The following is a 21353-nucleotide window of genomic DNA, read 5'->3' as shown; positions in this document are numbered from 1 at the left end:
TTCATTTTATAACTCCTCTTGACATCTGCTTAATTTTCTTAAGTTGTCACGAATGGTGTAGGATAGTCCTCGTTTCAACCGGTCCAACCGATATTGATTTTTGCCTTGTCCATCGGTTCCCAACAGCGTGGCGTTTTGGAAATCAATAATTTCGTTTCCCACCAACGCTCGATTAAAGCCCTTTTCAAATTCATCATTAGAAATGCTGGCAAGTTCAGCATGACTGGGAACGGTAATATCTAAAGTGTTGGTGGTGTCGATCGCATTGATATCGGTATGATTTCCGAGAATGGTATTGCAAACACCAAACACCGAACGAGTAACCAACGCACCAACGTAACGGTAATCGTTTTCATTGTCACGGCTGGCATAGACAGAAGCATTGCGCCAACTATCGTCCCCGTCGCCAAAAACATAAACTCCCCTCGTGTCAGCAGCATAAGCCCGACGAATATCTAAGACCCTCAAAGTAGTGTTACTGGGATTAAATAACGGTGTGTCGGTGGGTTGTTCTGGCCCCGTAGTAATAATCTCAAGTTCATCGCCATTATTAATGCCACCACCATTTATGGGGGTAATAGTTCCGTTACTTAAATTAACTGTAAAGTCAATTCCTTCTGTAAAGATGGTTTGCCCTGATGCTACAGAGACCACTGAATAAATTTCCCCTAACTCAATAGGGGTGTTTATAGTAGCGGTTTGACTTAAAAAAAACTGTGACGGTGAAGTATAGGCAAAATTAAAAGCTCTTCCCCTATATTTCCAGGTTTTGATAGAAACCAAATTAGCAACCGATAAAGAGATTTCTTGAATCTGGACTAATTCGGTAACACCATCAATTTCCAGGTTAACCACGTCCCCAGGTTCTAAGACCGCATAGCGCAAGGGAACTGTAAAAGTTTGAGTAACCGAACGTTCCCAGGCTAACCACAATAACTGGTTAGCAATGGTTTTAGCTTCATTAGCGGTTAAAGTTCCTGAGAAGTCAACTGTTATCACATTTTGATTGTGGCCTCGCATAATTGGCGATCGCTCAATAGCAGGTAGTAAATTATTATTTTGGTCTAAAAACCTAACCTCGTATTGACTGGGAAGCTCGGAAATATTGTTATGTGTCTGCTCGTATCTAAAAGGTTTACTTTCCCCTGGTACATGAGTAGCTAAATCTCCAAAGGGAATAGACAAGGAAGATTCGGGTCTAAATTGCCTTTGGAATTTTATTTTATCCCCACTATCAATAATATCGAATAGGTACACTTGAGCTAATCTATTAAGCTGTTCAAGTAGGGACATTTCTGAGTCAATTTGATACCCTGAAACTCTAATATCAGTTAGATCAGAAACATCAAGATCACTAACTGAGAGATTAGGTGATTCTAGGCAAATGTCTGTAATCACTTCTGATAGTGATGGTTCACCATTTTTTAAAATAACTGATATCTGAGGGTAGTTATTGCCAAAAAATTCTAAAGGTAGTCTTTCAATAGCAATTAGGGAACGGTGGCGATAATTGTGGTGTTCTGGGAAATCTTGTAATAGCTCTTCTTTATTTTGGGTTGGTGTTCCTTCTTTAAATCGAACTGAACACCCTTGAGAGGCATACTTTGCGTCTATTGTCCCTTCTTTCCAGAAAATGCGACCATTTAACCTAATTTCCTTTAAAGCATCGCTAGAAACTTCTTGGGACAGTAGCCACACTGCATCACCGTAATAAGAAAAAGTCCTTTCTTCGGTAACTGTGGTGGTTGTGCTTGAACTTCTTGATCCTCCTTTTCCCCCTCCTGATGATTGGGTTTGACTTTCTTGAGTAACATTAACCGAAACCTCTTCTACTGGGGGAAGTCGATTATAGATTAAAATTCCTGAGACACGACCCCATCCCCAAACACGGGAAATGTAGTCACCATAACTGCTTCTGGGTTCATTAAAAGATTCTTGTTTGTTCCTATCTACTGTCTGACGGTTAACTATATTTTGCGATCGCTGCCGACTTCCTGATACTAATGCACTGCCGGCCGTCAATACAGTTCCGATTAGAAAATTTCCCATGATCTTTGATCTTTGATCATAAAATTAAAACATCTATACTTAAATTATTATGCTTTTTCGATGGTTGATTAAATTTTTGATTATTTTAGCAATAGTGTTGTTTGCTAAATTTTCTTATGCTCAGTCCACTAACCAAAATAAAGCAGTGGACAAAAATAACGATCATTCAACAATGGATTACGTGATTGGGGGTGGTGTTGGGGCTAGTCTTCTTGAAGGGGGAAGGATGTTATACAAAAAAGTTAGCCATAGCTCTAGTAACCAAGAATTGTCAGAGGCTTATGGGGATTACAAAAGCTCACCGGCTTACGTTCGGGATCAAGTTGAGGTTTTGCAAAAGGAACACGAAAAAACTAAGCAACAAATTGAAAGGTTGTTCCGAAGATATTTCTACATCGATAAGAATTTGGATAAATCTCTAAATGGCTACGTCAGCTACGAAGACAAGCGGCCGTCAAAGCAAACCCATAGCTAGTTAGCTTTTGACCTTGACCTTGTGCAAAGCAGACTTAGTAAAAAACATTGTTGACTTGAGGAGTATACTTTAACATGGTATAACATTGTCTCAGTTTAACTAATAAAAGCCATTTTATAAAAATGATTAGACATGGATTATCTTGGTTTATTATAGGTGCTGGTGTTGCTTTTTCTTTGTACTTATTGGGTCAAGTTCCTGAGGGTGTATACTTCAGTGGAGATGGTGGTCTTAAGGCTTTATTGGCGCAACAGCTAGGAGAGGGCAATTTACGCATTGATTTAATTCCTCCTGATGCGGAGTGGGTTCGTCAGCTTTGGCAAAATGGTTTGTATCCTTATGAGGAACCTTTTGTCTATTATTTAAGCGATCGCTATTACATCACTTTTCCCTATCCTTTTTCTTTAATCACTGCACCTTTTTATACCCTCTTTGGTGAACGGGGTTTATATTTTGTTCCCTTGGTTTCCACTTGGTTAATTTGGATTAGTTTCAATTTTTATTGCAATTATTTAAAAATAACTCGCTTTCAACAGTGTTTGGCTGTATTTCTGGTAATTTTTGCTTCTAATTTAACTTTGTACAGTGGAATGTATTGGGAGCATACTTTAGCAGTTCTCTTTTGTTTAATTGGGATGATCATCTTATTCATTCCTAGAGAATCAATGAGCTTGAAAGAAGCAATTTTAAGTGGTTTTTTTGTTGGTTTATCTGCTTGGATACGCTCAGAGTTTTTAGCTATGGTTGCTACCTTAACTTTTGTAGTGGGAGTAATGACAGCTATACGATTATTTTCTGGAGTTATGCCAGAAAATGGTGTTGATTTACCTAATCGACTGAGGTTAAACAAGCTTTTATATCTGGGAGATAAAGGCATCATCTTTATTTTTACAATGTACGCTACTGTTGGTTTATTTTTTATTAGCAATAAACTAATTTACGGTCATTTCTTAGGGATTCATGCCTTACAGATTGTTGAAGAATTTTCTATAACTAGGCGTTTAATAGAAGCTTGGGAGAGTTTTTTAGAAATTGTGGTAACTTTCTTTGAGTACTTTCCGGTGGCTTGTTTCTCTTTGCTTTGTTTACTATCATTCCTGGTTAAAAAAAGCCTTCAAGAAAAAACTGCTAAAATCATTTTGATTACTTTAATAATCTTTTCTTTAATTACCAGTGTTTATTGGGTTAATACTCATGGGTTAGACGAAATAAAACTTTTCGTCAGAATTTACGGCATTCTGATTGTCTTATCTGCAATGTGGTTGTTTTTAATTAGAAAAGAAGAAATTAAAATAACTCAAAGAATGGCTTTAGTTTATGTGGTAAGTTTATTCTTCACAGCCGGTGTTGCTTTGTTGGTAGATTCAGGTTCAGATGAGATTGCTGTAGGAGGGAAACAATGGGGACAAAGATATTTATTAATTTTGTTACCTTTCTTCTCAGTTGTTATTGTTCAACAGTTGCAAACTTTCTTAGACAACTCAAAGTCTACGGTTAAGTATTGCACAATTTTCTTATTTTCAATATTTCTATTGATAGGAATGTACAAAAATATCTATTTAGGGACTACATTTTTCCAGAGAAATCATGGAGGGGTTACAGAAGCTATACAATTTTTAAGTAACGATCCTCGGAAAGTTGTGGTTGTTTCCCATCAATACGCCGCTCAGATATTAGAGTCTCCTTTGAGAAAAGATAAACTATTTTTTCGCGTCGATCAACCAGAAAACTTAGTCAAGCTAGGTCAAACATTGAACCAAAATAATCAAGCAGATTTCATTTATGTATGTTATCCTTTTCGTAAGTGCGAAATCCCAACTTCTCCGTCTCAAACCTTCACCTTAGAAGGTAAAGCAAACTCTCTTTTTCAAGTTCAATTCAATCCTTTAGGAGAAAAGGGAAAATATACTATGTATGAAGCAAAAGTTATGGCTATAAATTAGATTAACTTTAGCTATGGTTAAAGGTAATTCGACATTAACCAAACAAACTGATACAATCTGAAATTGAAGCGAAATTTTTTTTCATTAAAGTTAATATCATGATTCAACAAGCCCCTACTCAAACAATAATCGAAGAAATCACTTGCAACGGGGAAGTATTAGCCATTATTCTACCCTCTGAGTTTCGTCAACCAGGCATACATTTTTTTACTCCTGATAGTTTTTCCCAGCAACTTGCCTATATGAGACACCCTAAAGGAAAAACTATTAAACCCCACATACACAGACAAGTTAGACGGGAAGTTTTTTACACTCAAGAGGTTTTACTAATTAAAAGTGGGAAATTACGCGTTGACTTTTATGATGATAATCAGGATTATTTAGAAAGTCGCATATTAAAAGGAGGAGATGTTATTTTATTGATTAAAGGGGGTCATGGATTTGAAGTTTTAGAAGGATTAGAAATGATTGAAGTGAAACAAGGACCTTACGTTGGGGAAAATGATAAAGTTCGTTTTTCAGGTATTGATGGAAGTCAAGCCGATACCAAATAAAAATTTGAATTATCCCGATAAAAATTCATTCTTAGAAAGTAACTATTATGGTCGACTTTGTACCTGTCAATGAACCTCTATTGGATGGCAATGAGAAGAAGTATTTAAACGAATGTATTGACACCGGTTGGATTTCTTCAGAGGGACCTTTTGTTAAAAAATTCGAGGCGGAATTTGCTCAAACTGTAACTAGAAAGCACGCAATTACAGTCTGTAATGGTTCCGTCGCTTTGGATCTTGCAGTGGCTTCCTTAGACATCCAAGCAGGGGATGAAGTTATATTACCAACATTTACTATTATATCTTGCGGTGCAGCCATCGTTAGAGCTGGAGGGGTTCCAGTGGTGGTAGATTGTGATCCTGTCACCTGGAATATGGATGTTAGCCAAATAGAAAGCAAAATAAACTTCAAGACAAAAGCAATCATGGTGGTTCATATTTATGGCTTACCAGTGGATATGGACCCTGTATTAGAAATTGCAGATAAATATGGCTTAAAAATTATCGAAGATGCAGCAGAAATGCACGGTCAAACTTACAAGAATAAGCCTTGTGGGAGTTTTGGAAATATTAGCACTTTTAGCTTTTATCCTAATAAGCACGTTACCACAGGGGAAGGGGGAATGATTGTTACCGATGATGATAGTTTGGCGGAAAAATGTCGATCCTTAAGGAACCTTTGTTTTCAACCCCAAAGGCGATTTATTCATGAGGAGTTAGGGTGGAATTTTCGATTTACAAATTTACAGGCTGCGGTGGGTTTAGCACAATTAGAAAGGTTAACAGAATTTGTGCAACGAAAGCGAAAAATAGGTGCTATTTATACAGAACTTTTATCAAATCTTCCCCAATTAGAATTACCCTTGGTTAAAACCGATTACGCTACTAACATTTATTGGGTTTATGGCATGGTAATAAAAGAGGAAGTTCCTTTCGATGCAACAGAAGCGATGCAACGGTTACGGGAGAAAAAAATAGGAACTCGTCCCTTTTTCTGGGGGATGCACGAACAGCCGGTTTTTCATAAAATGGGATTATTAAAAGATATTTCTTGTCCAGTAGCAGAGAGGTTGTCTCGTCGTGGGTTTTATATTCCCAGTGGATTAGCCTTAACAGAAGAACAAATGAAGCAAGTCGTTATAGCTGTAAAAGAAGTATTTGATTAAAACTTAGTTTAAATAAAATAACAATGTGTGGCAAAATCAAGAACTTTCATCAAGTGAAGGATTTGTTACACATATCTCAAAAACAATTTTCAATACTTCATTTATTAGTAAAAGGGAGGTTTTTACCCTCCCTTTTTTTATTGGGTATTCTTACTAGAACAAGCTCAAAATCCCTCAAACTTAATCGATAATAGCATTTAACAACACATCGGTTAAAGACATATCTTTCATATTATCAACGGTGACAGTATCAACGATGTCAAACTTCGCTCCAGCCTCTTGAAGATCATCATCTAAAGCCTTGAGGAAAGTGGTTACTTTTTTATCATTTCCCACTTGAATCAGAGAAATCCCTAACTCGTCTTCTCGGTCAATTTTCTTGGATGCATCAATAATAAGACTGATTACTGCTTTGCGATCGGTGGGTTCTCCATCAGTAATAATCAAAAAGGTTTCACCATTTGCTTGGGTTGTCCCCGCTGCTTTGCGCTCAAAATAGTTGTTCAGACCATCTTCGAGAACTGAGGCTAAATCGGTTTGTCCCATCGGTTCGTTTTCTTCGTAGACTTTTGTCACTTTATCCGATGTAACATTATCGTAGCGTCTGAAACGGCCAGAAAATATATAAACTGTGATTCCGTCGGGATCGATTTCTTCGCACTTTTTTGCCAAGGCCAAGGTTGACTCCTGGGCAATCTGCCAACGGGTTTTGCCATCAGGACTATCAGAAGTAGCCATGCTACTGCTTTTGTCGATCATCAAGGTATAATCCCGATTTTCGATGCGTGAGTCTCCTGACATATGAGAAACAACCTCCTAACTTTATACGACATCATCATGATTACTCTGTTCTCTAGGGTATTATGACCTTTGAGAATCGTCCTAAAATATCCTGATTTTCATCATAATTCAAGAAGCAGTTGAGTGAAATTGGTTGCCAATCGATGGCATCAACCCATCAAATTGTAAAGTCATGTTGCGATAGTTTATAAAAATCTTTAAATATAGTTCCCTCACCAATAATTGTGATTAAGGTAGAACATCAGAAGCAGATAATTGTGGAAATTTTTATAATGGACAAAGAATCTCAAAAATACCGTATGGTTTGCACCCTAACTTTTGGTGATGTTTACGGCCAAATTATAGTTTGGTTAATTGTTATTTTCCTAACTTTAGCCAGCGCATTAGGTTTATGGAGTAGCACCCGTCAGATATACGCCCTCGCTGTAGTGGGATTAGTGCTGGTGTTATCTTTACCCTTCCTACTGTTTGCCTTCGTCACCACTTTGGTTAACCATATAGAGTTTGCCCCTCTCGCTGCAACGGAAACCACTAGTTCTTCTTCCCGTAGAACCGTTAAGGCCAGCCAAAAAACAGCCGAGGCAACAAGTTAGTAAAAGTTCAAGTTGCCATAAGATAAAAACACGCTGTTTAAGATTTGAGGTTAGGGAATTGATTGTCCTTAACCTCAACTTCTTATTTTTCTGATTATTAATCCAAAGAAGTAAAATTTTTGTTTATTTTTATTTAGTTTCGTCTAAACCTTATACATAATTAAGTTAGTGATGTTTACGACAACAGAAATTTGAGTAACTTGGGGGATATTTTCTCTCCAATTCCTTGTCATTCTGCTGTTTAACTTTTTCCATGACGTTCTAAAAATTATACCCTTTTAGAAAGTTGTATCTACGAATAGGAAAGGCTGACATCATTCTTGATTAAACTTGACTATACACTCTTACTCTTAGCTCCATTATAACTGGGCTATAGAAGTAATATTTTTGCACAATTCTACCAACATGTGGGGAGAGAATGACGAATATGTTTAACACCTTAGCACAGTTTTCTCGAATTGCCATTGGCGGTCTAACTATGGGAATCGGGACTCTAGTTTTACTAACGCCAGTAAAGGCAGAAACAGAAGTTATTACCGATCCTAAACCCTTAGAAATCTACACAGGAACCCTACAAGATTTAGAAGGAACAGAATCAAGAAACGGGGTTGAAAGTTTGACTGTTGAAGGGGATAATTCTGACAACGTTGACATCCCTTCCTCAGAAATAGACACAAATTCCCTTGAGGCTAAAACTGGGAGAATAAACATGGTTTTAGAAGACCATGATTACAATTTAGGGGATACAAAACGACCAAGTTATCAGGTTCCCTTGCTTAATTTTTAAATGCTTCTTTTGAGGAAATAAAGAATCTTTAGAGCCTGCCAATTGTAATTATTCAGTGCTACGTTTATCCTGCTGAGGAAAGAAGGGTAATGTTATCTTGATCGGTGGTCATGGGGACAAAAAAACCTTATATTATACTAAGTTTGTGCGTGATCTCCGATACAGTAAATTTTATGCTTACCCGTCGTTCTTTTCTCACTGCTACAGGAATTTTGGCATTAGGGAGTCTTTTATCGAGTTGTGCTGATTCTGCTGCCGATTTACGGGTATTATTACTAACGGGTTCTATTCCTCCTCAATTACTCAAGGCTTTTCGTCAACAAATCTCCTCGGGAGCGTCTCTTGATTTTAAACCTCAAGGACAATTAAAAGAGGTATTTTCTCTGCTAGAAACTTGGCAGGGTCAAAACGAGGAAAAAAAAGGTTTATTAACAAATTTACCCAAAATTCCCCTAATTAATCCCCGTCCCCCTTCTGTGAGCGATTTTGTTAGTTTGGGGGATGCTTGGTTAAAAGAAGCTATCCAAAAAGAGTTAATCGAACCTGTGGATATGACTCAGATTCCAAACTGGGAACGGTTGCCTTCTCGTTGGCAAAAGTTGGTCAGACGGGACGGAAAAGGAAATTTGCAGGAAAACGGTTTAATTTGGGCGGCTCCTTACCGTTGGGGAACTACTTTAATCGCTTATCGTTCTGATAAACTGGACTGGCAACCCCAAGATTGGTCAGATTTATGGGATGAACGATTGAGCGATCGCATTGCTATCATTGATCAACCCCGAGAAGTGATTGGGTTAAGTTTAAAAAAGTTGGGGAAGTCCTACAATACTAAAAATATAGCTGGAGTTGCTCAGCTAAAAACGGAACTTATCAACCTAAATAAACGGGTTAAATATTACAGTTCTGAACATTATTTACAACCTCTATTGACTGGAGACGTTTGGGTAAGCGTGGGATGGTCAAATGAGATTATTCCTTTAACATCTAGAAACCGCAATATTAAGGCGGTGGTTCCCACTTCAGGTACTTCTTTATGGTCTGATGTTTGGGTGAAACCAAAAGGAAAAGAAGAACAAACCAACGAGTTATCAGAAACTGCAAAAAAATGGCTTAATTTTTGTTGGGAGCCTCAAGCAGCCAAGTTTATTTCTTTGTTTGCCGATGCAGCTTCTCCTATGATTAATACCCTAGAGAAAAAAGAACTTCCTGCCAATGTTAATGACAATCCTTTGCTATCTATTGACTCGGCTATTTTCGATAAATGCGAGTTTTTAGAGCCTTTTTCAAAACAAGTTCAAGAACAGTATATGGACCTCTGGACAGAAGTTAGAAAGACTTAATAGGATTCCCTTATTTGATGATGTTAACTTCTTGAATGAACCAGCGATCGCCTTTACGAACTAAATCGTAGCGAACTTGTAGATTATCGTTATAAGAACGAGTTGCTCGACCTTGTTGATAATATTGGGCAATCTCTTGGACATTAGCTTTTACTATGGCTTGATTGGCGTTATTGGGGTTAGGCTCGAAAGAATTAACCCCAACATTGTGTTGGTAAGTCCAATAATTCTGGTTTCTTTGCAGTTGTTGCGCCCGTTTCTGCCATCGACTTAGCAAAGGATTGGCTAAGATTTTTTCCAAGGATTCTATATTGTAGTCTTTTCCGAGAGATTGAGATTTACTAGCTAACCAGGTTTCTATAACTTGTTGCGCCCCTTCTTGCGTCAACATACCCGTTGCCGTAACCATTTGAGCATCTGCTGCGGGGATATCGATTAGAGATTTGTGAAGAGCAACGGAATACTGGCTTTTTTCTAAGGTAGATAAGGGGGAATTTGCCTGATTTAGCCAGGTCATTCCCAGTCCAGCTAATCCCACTCCTCCCGCAACGGCAATGGCCATTAAACCCAGTCTGGGTTTAACGAAGAAAATTTGACGAGAATTCCGTCCCGTAGTTGTCTTGGTTAAGGTGTTAACGACTGGTTCTGTTGCGATAGTGGCGGTTTGAACTTGGGGGGATTTTTGAGGTACCTTTTTTCCTAGGGCTTCAGGGTTGGCCGTTTGGGAGTATTGTCGACGCTTACGACGACGGACCTCTCTAATGTCTACAGGAGATAGAGAGTGGAGAGGTAAGGGAGCAGGAGCTAAAGCGTTGTTTCCCTGTTCTAACCCTGGAGAACTGGTCTGATAATCCGGGTAACGGCGAACCCCTCCTAAGCGAGTACGAGGAGGTTTCAGTTTTTTGGTTTTTGTCAACGATTGCGGTTGACTGCTAAGGGGACTAAGTAGCTGATCGAGATAGGTTTGAACCCCTTGATCAGCAAAATAGTCTTTTAAAGAGGGGGTTTTTTCTTTGAGATCCCGAAAATGCGCAAAAACCTCTGTCTGCAACCAATGCTCCCCATAACGACACAAACCTGGTAGCAAGTCTGGAGAACCTTTAGACTGCTCTTGGATGAAGTTTAGAGCTTGTTGATCTTGACAGCGTTTGAGTGCTTGGGTAGCTGCTTGGGTTTGACCCAATAACAAAGCGACAATGGACTGTTCAATGGATACATCTTGACGAGGTTCTAGTCCTTCGAGTACGGTTTTAGCCTCAAGAATCAAAGATGGCTGTTTATGGGCAAAACCTTCGGCAATTAGGGCATACACTCCCAGATAGGCTGCTACAGAGGAGGGACGGTGTGCCTCCTGCATAAAAATGTCTTTTTGTTCTGATGCCGTCAAATAAGTACGAATTTGCTGAATGAAGCGCAAAAATTCGTCAATTGCTAACCCAGAGCTATCGTCTCCTTTGCCGTCTATTCCCCTACGCTCTTCCAACATTGATTGTAATAGTTCGATTCCTATTCGACGATGCTTTTGATCTTTTAGGGGAAGGGCCAGTAATTCTAAGATTCGATAGGGACGAAGGGTCTGGAGTTCTGTGCGGATTTCTGTTTGTATGGAGGGAAAAAGGTTATTTTTTTCCAGTAGGATTAATCCTTGTCTGCCTAAAGAGTCAGCACGCTCGTATGCTTTTTGATGCCACTGTTCACGACTAATTTCTAAAGAAGCTAAAGCAATACTTAAGATTGTGTCGTTACGCTGCTTTGTGGTTGTATCATTTATTTCAAGGGAAAAAGAAGAGGCAGGCAGGGTCTGCAAATAACTCTCGCCAAAGTTAATGACTAGCTCGTATTCTCCCAAATCATGAAAGATTAACAGGCTCCCAGGCAATTGCTCTGGTTCAATTTCAATTTCGGAAGTCGTCAATGGGACAGTTTCCCCCGAAACTCCCTGATCTGACTGTGGCAGTCCCGTTTCCTCATCCTCCTGGTGAGTTGAGTGAGCTTGCCAAAACTGGGTTTCATACTTTGCCTTTTTGGCAGGATTGGATAGGACGCTATAAGCTTGCTCTAGTAACTGCTTACGACCTTCGATAGCTTGGTTACTATATTCGCAACGGGGTAACTGAATACTGCGATCCCGATGAGCTTGGCGAAGTTGCTCATCTGTCGCTTGGGGAAAAATTCCTAATATCCTGTAGTAGTCTAGCGGTATGCGCACGGTTGACTTCCTCAGAGCAGGGTGACTTAAATTTATATATTTGTATTTAACAATTAAGATGATATAGGATCATCTATAGGACTCAAGACAATTGATTATAAAATCAAAAATAGGTTTTGCAAGATTGTAACTTAAAGATCCCTTACAGTAAACTATCTCTTAAAAAAAACAGTTGTTCAGTATAAACATACTTAGTAATTGTTAGATGAAATTATAATAGCTAACTTTTTGTTAATTCATCAACTAATTTCTTGAGTAGTAGTTTTGTTTGCTCATTGGAGTATGTAATTTTCTGTGTTTTAGTGCTTTTGTTTTACTTCATTATAACCAATGGAGAGTTTTAGCATAAACATTTCAATGAGAAGCTAACTTTCCGTGTGGGAATTACGTTTTGGGTCCCCTAGTTTAATAGGTTGTGTCGCTTTAACAGGAGAAACCACAGGGGTTAAGTTCCAATGGTTGGCTAATCTTTGCAAGAGGCGATCTTGTTCTACTCGAAAGCGATCGATATTAGGCCCGTGATTGATAATAGAAAACCACACCAACCCCCGTTCTTTGGTGGGAATAACACCAGCTAAGGCACTCACTTGGGCTAAAGTTCCGGTTTTCACAGCAACTCCATCAGGAAGATTTCGCCATTGAACCGTTCCTATTTTATCCCGTCCCCCCATAGGAAATAAATCGGCAACACTCAGGGGGTTATTTGCCAACTTTTCTTCTATGGCCATTAACATTCCTACTGAGGCCCTGGGAGAAATACGATTTTCGACCCCCAAACCCGATCCATTGATTAACTGAACTTCTTGAGTGTCAAGTTTGGCAGCTTTAGCCGCCATTTGCGAGACAACAGCAGCCCCTCCTACAGACTCGGCGATCATCTCTGACATGACATTATTACTATAAATGTTCATTTGTTTGAGTAGTTCTGCCATGGTTAAGGATTGATGGGTGAACAGGGTTTTTGCAGTGTCAGGGACGTTATCTGTAACCGCAACTCTTCCTTGGATGGTAATTTCAGGTTTAGGGGTGTTAGAGGGTAAGGTTCGATATTGTTGTCTAATTAAAGGAGTCCAACGAGAAGACTTAAAAGCTAATTGTAATAATTGTCCTGAAGTTTGGGGATCAGATTTGAAATTCATGGCAAAATTATCCACAATAATTAATTTGCCAGTAACTTCTTTAATACCCAGTTCATTGAGTTTGTTTCCTACTGCGATCGCTTCTTCCCAAACGAACAACGGATCACCGCTACCTTTTACGATCAAATCCCCTTTCAATACTCCATTTTCTAAAGTTCCAACCGTTAGAAATTCTGTCTTGAAACGATATTCGGTTCCCCAGGTTTCGAGGGCGGCTAAAGAGGTGGCAATTTTGGTCAGGGAGGCGGCGGATAAGGGGGTTTTAGCTTGATGATCTCCTAAATAAGCCCAATCTGATTGTAGCCAAATTCCTTGTTTTTGTGCGGGAAACCCCAAGGATGCTAAATTTTTCAAATAATCAGCAATAATAGACTCTACCACCGGATCTGATTGGGTAGGAACGTCAAACACTTTTGCCTCTTGCCAAGCTACTATGGGAACTACCTCAATGGAGGGGGGGGTTTTTCCTAATAAGCCACCTAAAGTTAATGCTAACAAATCTATCATTTTTAAAACTCCTCACTTAATACTAATTTTATATAATAATTTGACATACTTTGGCAATAAGGAAGTTAATAAACCTATGGGGGATAGGTGATGAATAATTTTACCCTTTAACTGCCCCCGCAGTTAATCCTTCGACAATTCTTCGCTGGAAGAATAAGACTAATAAAACTAGGGGAAAAGTTCCTAAAACCGTGGCGGCAGCGATGGGACCATAGGGTATTTCAAAAATGGTTGCACCTCCTATTTGTGCAGTGGCTACAGGTATAGTTTTCATGGTTTCACGGGTGATAAATGTTAGGGCAAAAATGTATTCATTCCAGGCAAAAATAAAGGTTAAAATTCCTGTTGTTACTAAAGCAGGAAGGGTCATGGGTAAGAGAATTTGGATTAACATAGGAATGATTTTATAACCATCGATACGGGCAGCATCTTCTAAGTCTTTGGGTAGTTGTTCAAAGAAACTACGCATGACTAAAATAGTTAGAGGTAAATTTATTCCTGTGTAGGGAACAATTAAAGCTAAATAATTATTTCCTAAACCAAATATTTTTATTACTTCCAGTAAACCTAAAAATAACAAGACATAAGGAAACAGAGAAATGATTAAAATTAAGGCTGTAATAATATTTTTTCCAGGCAGTTTAATTCTCGCTAACACGTAAGCAGCAGGGGAACCAATCACTAAACAAATTACAGTGGAAATAATGGAAACTAAAGCACTGTTAAATATGTAAAGTCCGAAAGGCCGACGCTGAAATAGTTCAAGATAATGTTCAAAAGTGATGGTTTTAGGGATGTAAACATTAGGTATGGCAGAAATATCTTCGTTAGTTTTAATAGAGGTTAAAACTTGCCAGATAATAGGGGCAATAAAAAATATGATTACCAGGAGAATACTGAGATAAAGAATAGTTTTTTTATTATTCATGTCTAACTTTTCTAGAGAGTAATAAAACTATTAGTTGTTTATTTTAAAATAGACCACCTTGACCGCTTTTTCTAACTCTGTCTAACAACAAAGCTGTTAAGCCAACTGCTACAATTAGTAACAAAAAAGTAATCACCACTAAGGCAGCACCATAACCGAAATCTAAGTACCTCATAACTGTAGCATAAATGTAAATTGAAACAGTTTCTGTTGACCCTGCTGGTCCTCCTCCAGTCATCACTTGAACCAGGTCAAAAATGCCAAAAGCTTGGGCGAATCTGAACAACAGAGCGATTAATATTTGGGGCATAATTAAGGGTAATGTAATTTGAGAAAAACTCTGCCAAGGTTTAGCACCATCGAGAGAATGAGCTTCGTATAAATCTTGAGGAATCGATTGTAAACCCGCTAATAAAATGATGCTAATAAAAGGCGTTGTTTTCCAAACATCAGCCACAATTAAAGCAATCATAGCTAGGGTAGGATCACCTAACCAATTAATTTCTACATTAATGATGCCTAATCGTTGTAAAATATCGTTAATTACACCGTATTGATCGTTAAAAATCCAAGCCCAAGCTAACCCCATAATTGCGGTAGGCAAAGCCCAAGGAATCATAGAAATAGTCCTCACAATTCCTCTACCTAAAAATGCTTGGTTTAAGACTAAAGCTACCGATATTCCTAATACTAATTCCAGTAAAACACTAATTCCAGTAAAAACGAAAGTATTCCAGATTGCTTGCCAGAAACGGCCATCTCCTACCATGCGAATATAATTAGTAAAACCTGAAAAAATTGGTTGTAATTGAGTTCCTAGGTTTTCTGTGAATAAGCTTAACCAGAATGCTCGTGCAATGGGATAAGCAAAGACAAAAGCAAGTACCGTTACGGCCGGAATTAACATTAACCAACCTGTTTTATCTTCTTCTTTCATTATCTCCTAATCAAATTAACAACAGTTGCATCTTAGCGGAATACCTCAATTTTGACCAGAGTTTAGCTACAATATACTAATCATAATTTGCTATTGCCTATTGCCCATTCCCCAGTGCGTGGCATTATAAGATAAAGATAATAATCTTTGACTATATTTATACAAAGCGTTTATGATAATAAGTGGAAGTTAGACTTAATTGTAATGAGTTAAAGGATTGAGATGTTGAAAGCGGTTATTTTTGACTTTAATGGTGTGATTATTAATGATGAAGAAATTCATCAAGAATTAATCAATGGAATCTTGTTAAGGGAAAATGTACGACCAGATTCCTCAGAATTTCAAGAGTTGTGTTTAGGAAGAAGCGATAAAGCTTGTCTATCAGATATTCTATCCCGTCGTGGTAGGATGGTTTCCGATGATTATTTAGATAATTTAATTGAAGCAAAAACCTTTGCTTATCGAGAGAAAATTGAGTCGTTAGAAGAGTTACCTATTTATCCTGAATTAAAAGATTTTCTGACTCATTTAAAACAGCATAATCTGAGGATTGGATTAGTTACTGGGGCGTTACTTTCTGAGGTTAAGTTTATTTTAGAAAAAGCAGAAATATTGAATAATTTTGAGGTCATTGTTGGGGGTGATGAAATTGCTAGAAGTAAACCAGAACCCGACGGTTATTTATTAGCGGTTGAAAAGTTTAATCAGTTAGATAATAGCTTAAAATTGACCCCAGAAGATTGTTTAGTTATAGAAGATAGTCCTGCTGGTATCGAAGCAGCAAAACGAGCTAAAATGCCGGTAGTTGGTATTGCTAATACTTATCCTTATCATTTTATGCAACGACTATCTAATTGGGCGATCGATTATTTTTCTGATTTAGAATTAGAAAGAGTAGAAAAAGCTTTAACTTCATAAAATATTCTCGTTAAGGACTTGATTTAAGTTTTCATAATTGCCTAAAAGGACGAACCCATTGACGAAAATTTCGCAGTGTTTTTGTCTCCCCATCTTTTAAACTTTGTTGAAGAAAGGAAAGAAGTTGTGATAATTCTAACCAAGGAAACGTTAAACTATATTCAGACTTTTGATAATCTTTACTGTTATTGTTGAGTATGAAACCCGTTAAATCATCCCCATTATATCTCCAAATTTCAGCAACCCCTAATGCGGCATAAATGGGTAACTTATTCAGAGAACTACTGCTCATATCAATTTCTAAGACTAAATCAGGTGGTGGATCAATATCAAGTGTAATATTCTGTTTATGTCTTACGAGAGGTTCATTTTTAAGATAATAACAAGCATCAGGTTCAACCCCCTTTTCAATTATCTCTTTTTTTAAGGTAAGTGAACCCATTTTTTTTATATTTAAGTCCATTTCATCAGCAATAATAGCAACTAAATCAGAAATAAAACATTTGCTATGTTCATGTTTTCCTAGTGGTGTCATAATTTCTAGGATTCCTTCATTATATGCTAAACAACTGGAACGATTATCACCTAGTTCTTGGAGAAGCTGCTTAAAAGTTTCCCAGGTTATCTTATTGAGAATGACTCGATTTTCAGGAATAGTTATGGGTACTGTTTGCATCATAAGACATGAGGTGAAATAGAACCTACTTATCCATTTTACACTTATTATGGAATTAGATTTATAATAATAGTACGGAGGGTAGGATAAAGATGAGTAATTCTATTTCTCAAGAACAAGCTCAAGCTATATTAAAATGGTTAAATCAGAATCGTGAGAGCATTCTTGATTTATATAAGGATCAATATATTGCTTATAATGAAAACGGGATAGTTGCTCATGGTGAAAATTTACAACCTGTTTTAGAACAAGCAGAGGCAAGTAGTCAATCTTTTGTAATTTATCTCGTTCCTCGCAATAATTATTCTATCCAAATTTTACCCATTAAATTTCGTTCCGTGGTTCGTCATAATTGGCAACCGAATTATTTAGTAAAATTAAAACATAATCAAACTTAAATTCAGACAACAATGCTAGTTGATTCTGGGGCAGAAGTTAGCTTAATCTCTTATAAAATGGGTCAAGATTTAGGTTATCAATTAGCAAACGCAGAGTCAACTTTAGTCTCTGAAACGATTGGGGGGAATGTAGAATATGTTTTGCGTAATCTAGAATTTACTATTGATAATCATCAGTTAATTGTACCTGTTGCTTGGTTACAAACACCAACAGATACAGAACAATCATTATTAGGGAGAGAAGTTATTTTGGATGAGTTTAATATTGAATTTAGACAAGCAGAAGAAAAAATTATTTTCAGATGGCGAGATAGTTAAGTGTAGATTGGGCAATAATAATTAATTATCGATATAATGATAAATGTAATATTATTGCCCACCAAAATTAAGATTTATCAGAATTAATCAAGATGGTGGCCAATAACCATCAATCATCCCGTTAACTGAAATTAAAGTCACGATGGTATAATACCAAATCCGGTTCTAAAACCCATCTTATCTTCTAGAAGAGGCAGGAGGCAGGGGGCAGGAGGCAGAAGGGTTTTCAGCTTTTAGGCTGTAAATTTTAAAAGGGGGTATATAAAGCGGATTTGGTATAATATATACGAATAATCTCGATAAAAAAGCTTAATAATTTCTTGACAAGCTATGTCTATTGAACAATTAATTAATCAAAAAATTCAACAACTTCCTTCAAGCTTAAAACAAGAAGTTCTAAATTTTGTTGAATTTCTAGAAACGAAACAAGTCAGCAAATATCAAGAAGAAACGATCCATTCTGATGAAGAAAAAGCATGGGAAGTCTTCCTTAATTTAGAAAAAGATGCTATTGGTAGTCAATATTCTGACATCTCAGAAAATCATGATGATTATCTCTACTCCAAAGAATAATGCCTAAAATTTTTGTAGATACCAGTGCTTGGTATGCTATTTAAGTAGTATGGAGTAAAACGGTGGGCAATAATTCTCAATCATTTTGTTAATTGCTTTGTTTTCCCAATTTGCCCACCCTACAAGTTTAAGCTTCTCCCCCAATAACTACATCTTTAATTCTTAAACTTGGTCCACCACAACCCACAGCTAAACCACTTTGTCCACCTTTACCACAACCTCCAGATTCATCCCAATAAAAATCATCTCCGATCGCTTCAATATTTGCCAAAGTTTTAAACACATTCCCCGACAAAGTAACGTCGCGAACCGGTTCACAAATCTCGCCATTTCTAATCATCCATGCTTCCCCTGCACTGAAAGTAAACATCTCACCATTAGTCATTCCTCCCAACCAATTTTTGGCATAAACCCCTTCTTTTATCTGCGAAAATAAATCATTAACCGGTGTATTTCCTCGTTCGATCCAAGTATTTGTCATCCGCACCAAAGGGGGATAATGATAATTTAAACAACGAGCATTTCCTGTGGGTTTTTCCTCTAATTTTCCGGCTGTTTCACGGGAATGTAAACGCCCCACCATCACCCCATCTTTAATTAGTTGAGTTGTGGTTGCAGGGACACCCTCATCATCGTAATAATAACTACCTCGATGACCTTCTGGGGCTGCCCCGTCAAAAATTTGTAAGGTATCTGGTCCAAATTTTCGCCCGAAACTCATCACCTCCAAAAGATCAGGATTTTCGTATAACATATCCGCTTCTGAGAGGTGGCCAAAAGCCTCATGGACGAACAACCCAGTTAAAATGGGGTCGATTACAACAGCGTAGCGATCGCCTTTCACAGGGGGCAAAACCAGGGCATTGACAGCGCGTTGAGCTGCCCCTTCCACCTGTTTATCCAATCCCAACAAATCATCGTATCCTCGCCGCGATCCGGTGGTTTCTCGTCCGGTTTGCACCGTGTCCCCATTTCTTGCAGTGGCGGAAAAACGCATTTCCAGATCCGCCCAAGATTGTTCGATTAAAGTACCGTCTGAGGTAGCTAAAATAACGCTCTGGTTGCTGTCTCCGTAGCGCACTACGGTGGTGGTAATTTGCTCGCTTAAACCCCGTAGAATAGCGTTGTAATGGTCGCACAGAGCCTTTTTATCGGCGAGGGGAACTTGTCTAGGATCACGACCTGTTAAAGGTAAATTACAACTTGCTTGGATGGGTGCAATGTCCGCTAATATTGTCTCATCCTCCCCCACCAGTTTAGCCGAGGCGATCGCTTCTTCGATGCGTTGGGGTAAGGTGGATAACTGGTTAAAGGCAGCAAAACCCCATCCTCCTTTATAACAGGCGCGTACTTGTCCCCCAGTAGAAATACCTTCGCTGAGGGTGTCTATCTTGTCTCCCCGTAGCATGATGCTGGTTCCTTGAGAAGTTTCTAGGCGAATGGCTAAATAATCCACGCGATCGCGGTTTTTGGCGATTAGATCCGTCAAAATGTTTTTATAAGTAGCAAGATTAGTCATAAATTTAGAGTTAAAATTTAGTTAATTAAGGTAGCTTATTGGTTATTATTATGCTTCTAAACACACAAGATTTACAAGAAATGCAGTCAGCCTATCCTGATTATCGTTTAGAATTAGTGGATGGGGAAATTATTGTTATGAGTCCTTCTGGATATGAGTCTGATGAGGTGGCAACGGAGTTTGCTAGACAATTAGCTAATTGGGTGAAACCAAAAAAATTAGGTCGTGTAACTGCTTCTAGTGCAGGATTTAATTTACCTGATTCTAATACAAGATCCCCCGATGTTTCTTTTGTAAAAGCAGAAAGATTGAAACAAAGTCCGCAATCTTTTGCTGAGTTAGCTCCTGATTTAATGGTAGAAGTTAAGTCACCTACGGACAGTTTAACCAAAATTTAATCTTTATATTTAGAGACAAATCTTAGACTAAAAGTAGGGATTTATCTAATATTTTCGCTACAATGCTATGAATAAGTCACTATTTATCAAAATCGGCACGGGATTAAAAATCCTAGTTTTGGGGTGTGCATTGCCTTTATTGTTACATGATCCTGTATGGGGACAAGAAGGATGTTCTCAAGTAGATATTAAAGCTAATATAGAGAAGTTGATCACCTATGATTATGAGGCAGAGCAGTCAATTGTTAAATGTAAAGAAAAATCAACAAACCTGTTAATTAAGACTCTGCAAAATGAAGCTCAAAATTCTGATATTCGTGGTGCGGTGGCTTATGCCTTAGGTAAGATTAAATCGGATTCACCAGAAGTATTAGACACTCTCATTAATGTCGTCAATGATAAAAAGGATGATAATGATGTTCGTCGTGGTGCGGTGGCTTATGCCTTAGGTAAGATTAAATCGGATTCACCAGAAGTATTAGACACTCTCATTAATGTCGTCAATGATAAAAAGGATGATAATGATGTTCGTCGTAGTGCGGTTTCTGCCTTAAGTGAGATTAAATCGGATTCACCAGAAGTATTAAAAACTCTCATTAGTGTCGTCAATAATAAAAAGGATGATAATGATGTTCGTCTTAATGCGGCTTATGCCTTAGGTGAGATTAAATCGGATTCACCAGAAGTATTAGACACTCTCATTAATGTCGTCAATGATAAAAAGGATGATAATGATGTTCGTCGTAGTGCGGCTTATGCCTTAGGTGAGATTAAATCGGATTCACCAGAAGTATTAGACACTCTCATTAATCTCGTCAATAATAAAAATGATGATAATGATGTTCGTCATAGTGCTATTTTGACTTTGGGTCAGATTGAATCGGATTCACCAGAAGTATTAGACACTCTCATTAGTGTCCTCAATGATACAAATGATGATAATCGTGTTCGTCGTACAGTGGCTTATGCCTTAGGTCAGATTAAATCGGATTCACCAAAAGTATTAGACACTCTCATTAGTGTCGTCAATGATAAAAATTATGATAATGAGATTCGTCGTAGTGTTGTTTTGCTGGCGTGGGGACACAAAAAGCTATAAGCTAGATTTAATAAGGGATATAGCCC

General features: G+C 37.9%; 20 protein-coding genes and 1 pseudogene. 13 read left to right on the top strand and 8 right to left on the bottom strand.

All coding sequences use genetic code 11. The features are described 5' to 3' along the window. Positions 1 to 6: 6 nt before the first annotated feature. Positions 7 to 2049 carry a phage tail protein gene (locus P9B04_RS22085; RefSeq protein ID WP_342057117.1) on the bottom strand — a complete coding sequence of 681 codons (2043 nt, stop codon included), beginning with the start codon at positions 2047 to 2049 and terminating at the stop codon, positions 7 to 9. A 49-nt stretch (positions 2050 to 2098) separates the two neighbouring features. Here P9B04_RS22085 and P9B04_RS22080 point away from each other — a divergent pair, with 49 nt between their 5' ends. The 4 genes from P9B04_RS22080 to P9B04_RS22065 all read left to right on the top strand — a co-directional run bounded on the left by P9B04_RS22080 (position 2099) and on the right by P9B04_RS22065 (position 6187). Beyond that, positions 2099 to 2524, top strand: coding sequence for a hypothetical protein (locus tag P9B04_RS22080; RefSeq protein WP_342057116.1), 426 nt, complete (start codon positions 2099 to 2101; stop codon positions 2522 to 2524). Positions 2525 to 2646: 122 nt separating this feature from the next. Next, a complete protein-coding gene (locus P9B04_RS22075) occupies positions 2647 to 4467 on the top strand; it encodes an LA_3751/LA_3752 family putative glycosyltransferase (protein ID WP_342057115.1) in 1821 nt (606 codons plus the stop codon). Positions 4468 to 4565: 98 nt separating this feature from the next. Further along, positions 4566 to 5021 (top strand): hypothetical protein, encoded by a 456-nt coding sequence (locus P9B04_RS22070; RefSeq protein WP_342057114.1) that lies wholly within the window; start codon positions 4566 to 4568, stop codon positions 5019 to 5021. Positions 5022 to 5068: 47 nt separating this feature from the next. Continuing rightward, positions 5069 to 6187: a DegT/DnrJ/EryC1/StrS family aminotransferase gene (locus P9B04_RS22065; protein WP_342057113.1), complete on the top strand. Its 1119-nt coding sequence runs from the start codon at positions 5069 to 5071 to the stop codon at positions 6185 to 6187. Between the two features lie 180 nt (positions 6188 to 6367). On the opposite strand, the gene P9B04_RS22060 is transcribed toward P9B04_RS22065, so the two are convergent. Next, a complete protein-coding gene (locus P9B04_RS22060) occupies positions 6368 to 6988 on the bottom strand; it encodes a vWA domain-containing protein (RefSeq protein WP_342057112.1) in 621 nt (206 codons plus the stop codon). Positions 6989 to 7260: 272 nt separating this feature from the next. Between P9B04_RS22060 and P9B04_RS22055 the strand changes: the two genes are divergently transcribed. The 3 genes from P9B04_RS22055 to P9B04_RS22045 all read left to right on the top strand — a co-directional run bounded on the left by P9B04_RS22055 (position 7261) and on the right by P9B04_RS22045 (position 9708). Continuing rightward, on the top strand, positions 7261 to 7581 hold the full coding sequence (locus tag P9B04_RS22055; protein ID WP_342057111.1) for a hypothetical protein: 321 nt from the start codon (positions 7261 to 7263) through the stop codon (positions 7579 to 7581). 418 nt (positions 7582 to 7999) lie between these two features. Then, positions 8000 to 8368, top strand: coding sequence for a hypothetical protein (locus tag P9B04_RS22050; protein WP_342057110.1), 369 nt, complete (start codon positions 8000 to 8002; stop codon positions 8366 to 8368). 173 nt (positions 8369 to 8541) lie between these two features. Then, positions 8542 to 9708 (top strand): extracellular solute-binding protein, encoded by a 1167-nt coding sequence (locus P9B04_RS22045; protein ID WP_342057119.1) that lies wholly within the window; start codon positions 8542 to 8544, stop codon positions 9706 to 9708. A 10-nt stretch (positions 9709 to 9718) separates the two neighbouring features. Here the strand turns inward: P9B04_RS22045 and P9B04_RS22040 are convergent, their stop codons facing one another. From P9B04_RS22040 to P9B04_RS22025, 4 genes are all read right to left on the bottom strand, one after another. Further along, positions 9719 to 11917, bottom strand: a complete 2199-nt coding sequence (locus P9B04_RS22040; protein WP_342057109.1) for an IMS domain-containing protein — start codon at positions 11915 to 11917, stop codon at positions 9719 to 9721. Between the two features lie 365 nt (positions 11918 to 12282). Then, positions 12283 to 13563, bottom strand: coding sequence for a D-alanyl-D-alanine carboxypeptidase (locus P9B04_RS22035; protein WP_342057108.1), 1281 nt, complete (start codon positions 13561 to 13563; stop codon positions 12283 to 12285). Positions 13564 to 13663: 100 nt separating this feature from the next. Next, on the bottom strand, positions 13664 to 14491 hold the full coding sequence (locus P9B04_RS22030; protein WP_342057107.1) for a carbohydrate ABC transporter permease: 828 nt from the start codon (positions 14489 to 14491) through the stop codon (positions 13664 to 13666). 43 nt (positions 14492 to 14534) lie between these two features. Further along, positions 14535 to 15428 carry a carbohydrate ABC transporter permease gene (locus P9B04_RS22025; protein ID WP_342057106.1) on the bottom strand — a complete coding sequence of 298 codons (894 nt, stop codon included), beginning with the start codon at positions 15426 to 15428 and terminating at the stop codon, positions 14535 to 14537. Between the two features lie 222 nt (positions 15429 to 15650). On the opposite strand from P9B04_RS22025, the gene P9B04_RS22020 reads away from it, so the two are divergent. Then, positions 15651 to 16346, top strand: coding sequence for an HAD family hydrolase (locus P9B04_RS22020; protein WP_342057105.1), 696 nt, complete (start codon positions 15651 to 15653; stop codon positions 16344 to 16346). A gap of 31 nt (positions 16347 to 16377) precedes the next feature. Here the strand turns inward: P9B04_RS22020 and P9B04_RS22015 are convergent, their stop codons facing one another. After that, complete coding sequence (locus P9B04_RS22015) at positions 16378 to 17022, bottom strand: Uma2 family endonuclease (RefSeq protein WP_342057118.1); 645 nt, start codon at positions 17020 to 17022, stop codon at positions 16378 to 16380. Positions 17023 to 17114: 92 nt separating this feature from the next. Here P9B04_RS22015 and P9B04_RS22010 point away from each other — a divergent pair. The 3 genes and pseudogenes from P9B04_RS22010 to P9B04_RS22000 form a co-directional block, all read left to right on the top strand. Further along, a pseudogene (locus P9B04_RS22010) lies at positions 17115 to 17351 on the top strand (DUF5678 domain-containing protein); the annotation flags it as partial. An 81-nt stretch (positions 17352 to 17432) separates the two neighbouring features. Beyond that, a complete protein-coding gene (locus P9B04_RS22005) occupies positions 17433 to 17738 on the top strand; it encodes a retropepsin-like aspartic protease (RefSeq protein ID WP_342057104.1) in 306 nt (101 codons plus the stop codon). A 330-nt stretch (positions 17739 to 18068) separates the two neighbouring features. After that, positions 18069 to 18311 carry a DUF2281 domain-containing protein gene (locus P9B04_RS22000; RefSeq protein WP_342057103.1) on the top strand — a complete coding sequence of 81 codons (243 nt, stop codon included), beginning with the start codon at positions 18069 to 18071 and terminating at the stop codon, positions 18309 to 18311. Positions 18312 to 18438: 127 nt separating this feature from the next. On the opposite strand, the gene P9B04_RS21995 is transcribed toward P9B04_RS22000, so the two are convergent. Beyond that, positions 18439 to 19830 (bottom strand): TldD/PmbA family protein, encoded by a 1392-nt coding sequence (locus P9B04_RS21995; RefSeq protein WP_342057102.1) that lies wholly within the window; start codon positions 19828 to 19830, stop codon positions 18439 to 18441. A gap of 50 nt (positions 19831 to 19880) precedes the next feature. Between P9B04_RS21995 and P9B04_RS21990 the strand changes: the two genes are divergently transcribed. Beyond that, positions 19881 to 20228, top strand: a complete 348-nt coding sequence (locus P9B04_RS21990) for a Uma2 family endonuclease (RefSeq protein ID WP_342057101.1) — start codon at positions 19881 to 19883, stop codon at positions 20226 to 20228. A gap of 67 nt (positions 20229 to 20295) precedes the next feature. Beyond that, complete coding sequence (locus tag P9B04_RS21985; RefSeq protein WP_342057100.1) at positions 20296 to 21327, top strand: HEAT repeat domain-containing protein; 1032 nt, start codon at positions 20296 to 20298, stop codon at positions 21325 to 21327. Positions 21328 to 21353 lie beyond the last annotated feature (26 nt).

Origin of the sequence: Crocosphaera sp. Alani8, assembly GCF_038442745.1 — a bacterium.
In the GTDB taxonomy this organism is placed as follows: domain Bacteria; phylum Cyanobacteriota; class Cyanobacteriia; order Cyanobacteriales; family Microcystaceae; genus Crocosphaera.
The sequence above is the reverse complement of the archived record's forward strand: the minus strand, read 5'-3'. Positions and strand labels throughout refer to the sequence as shown.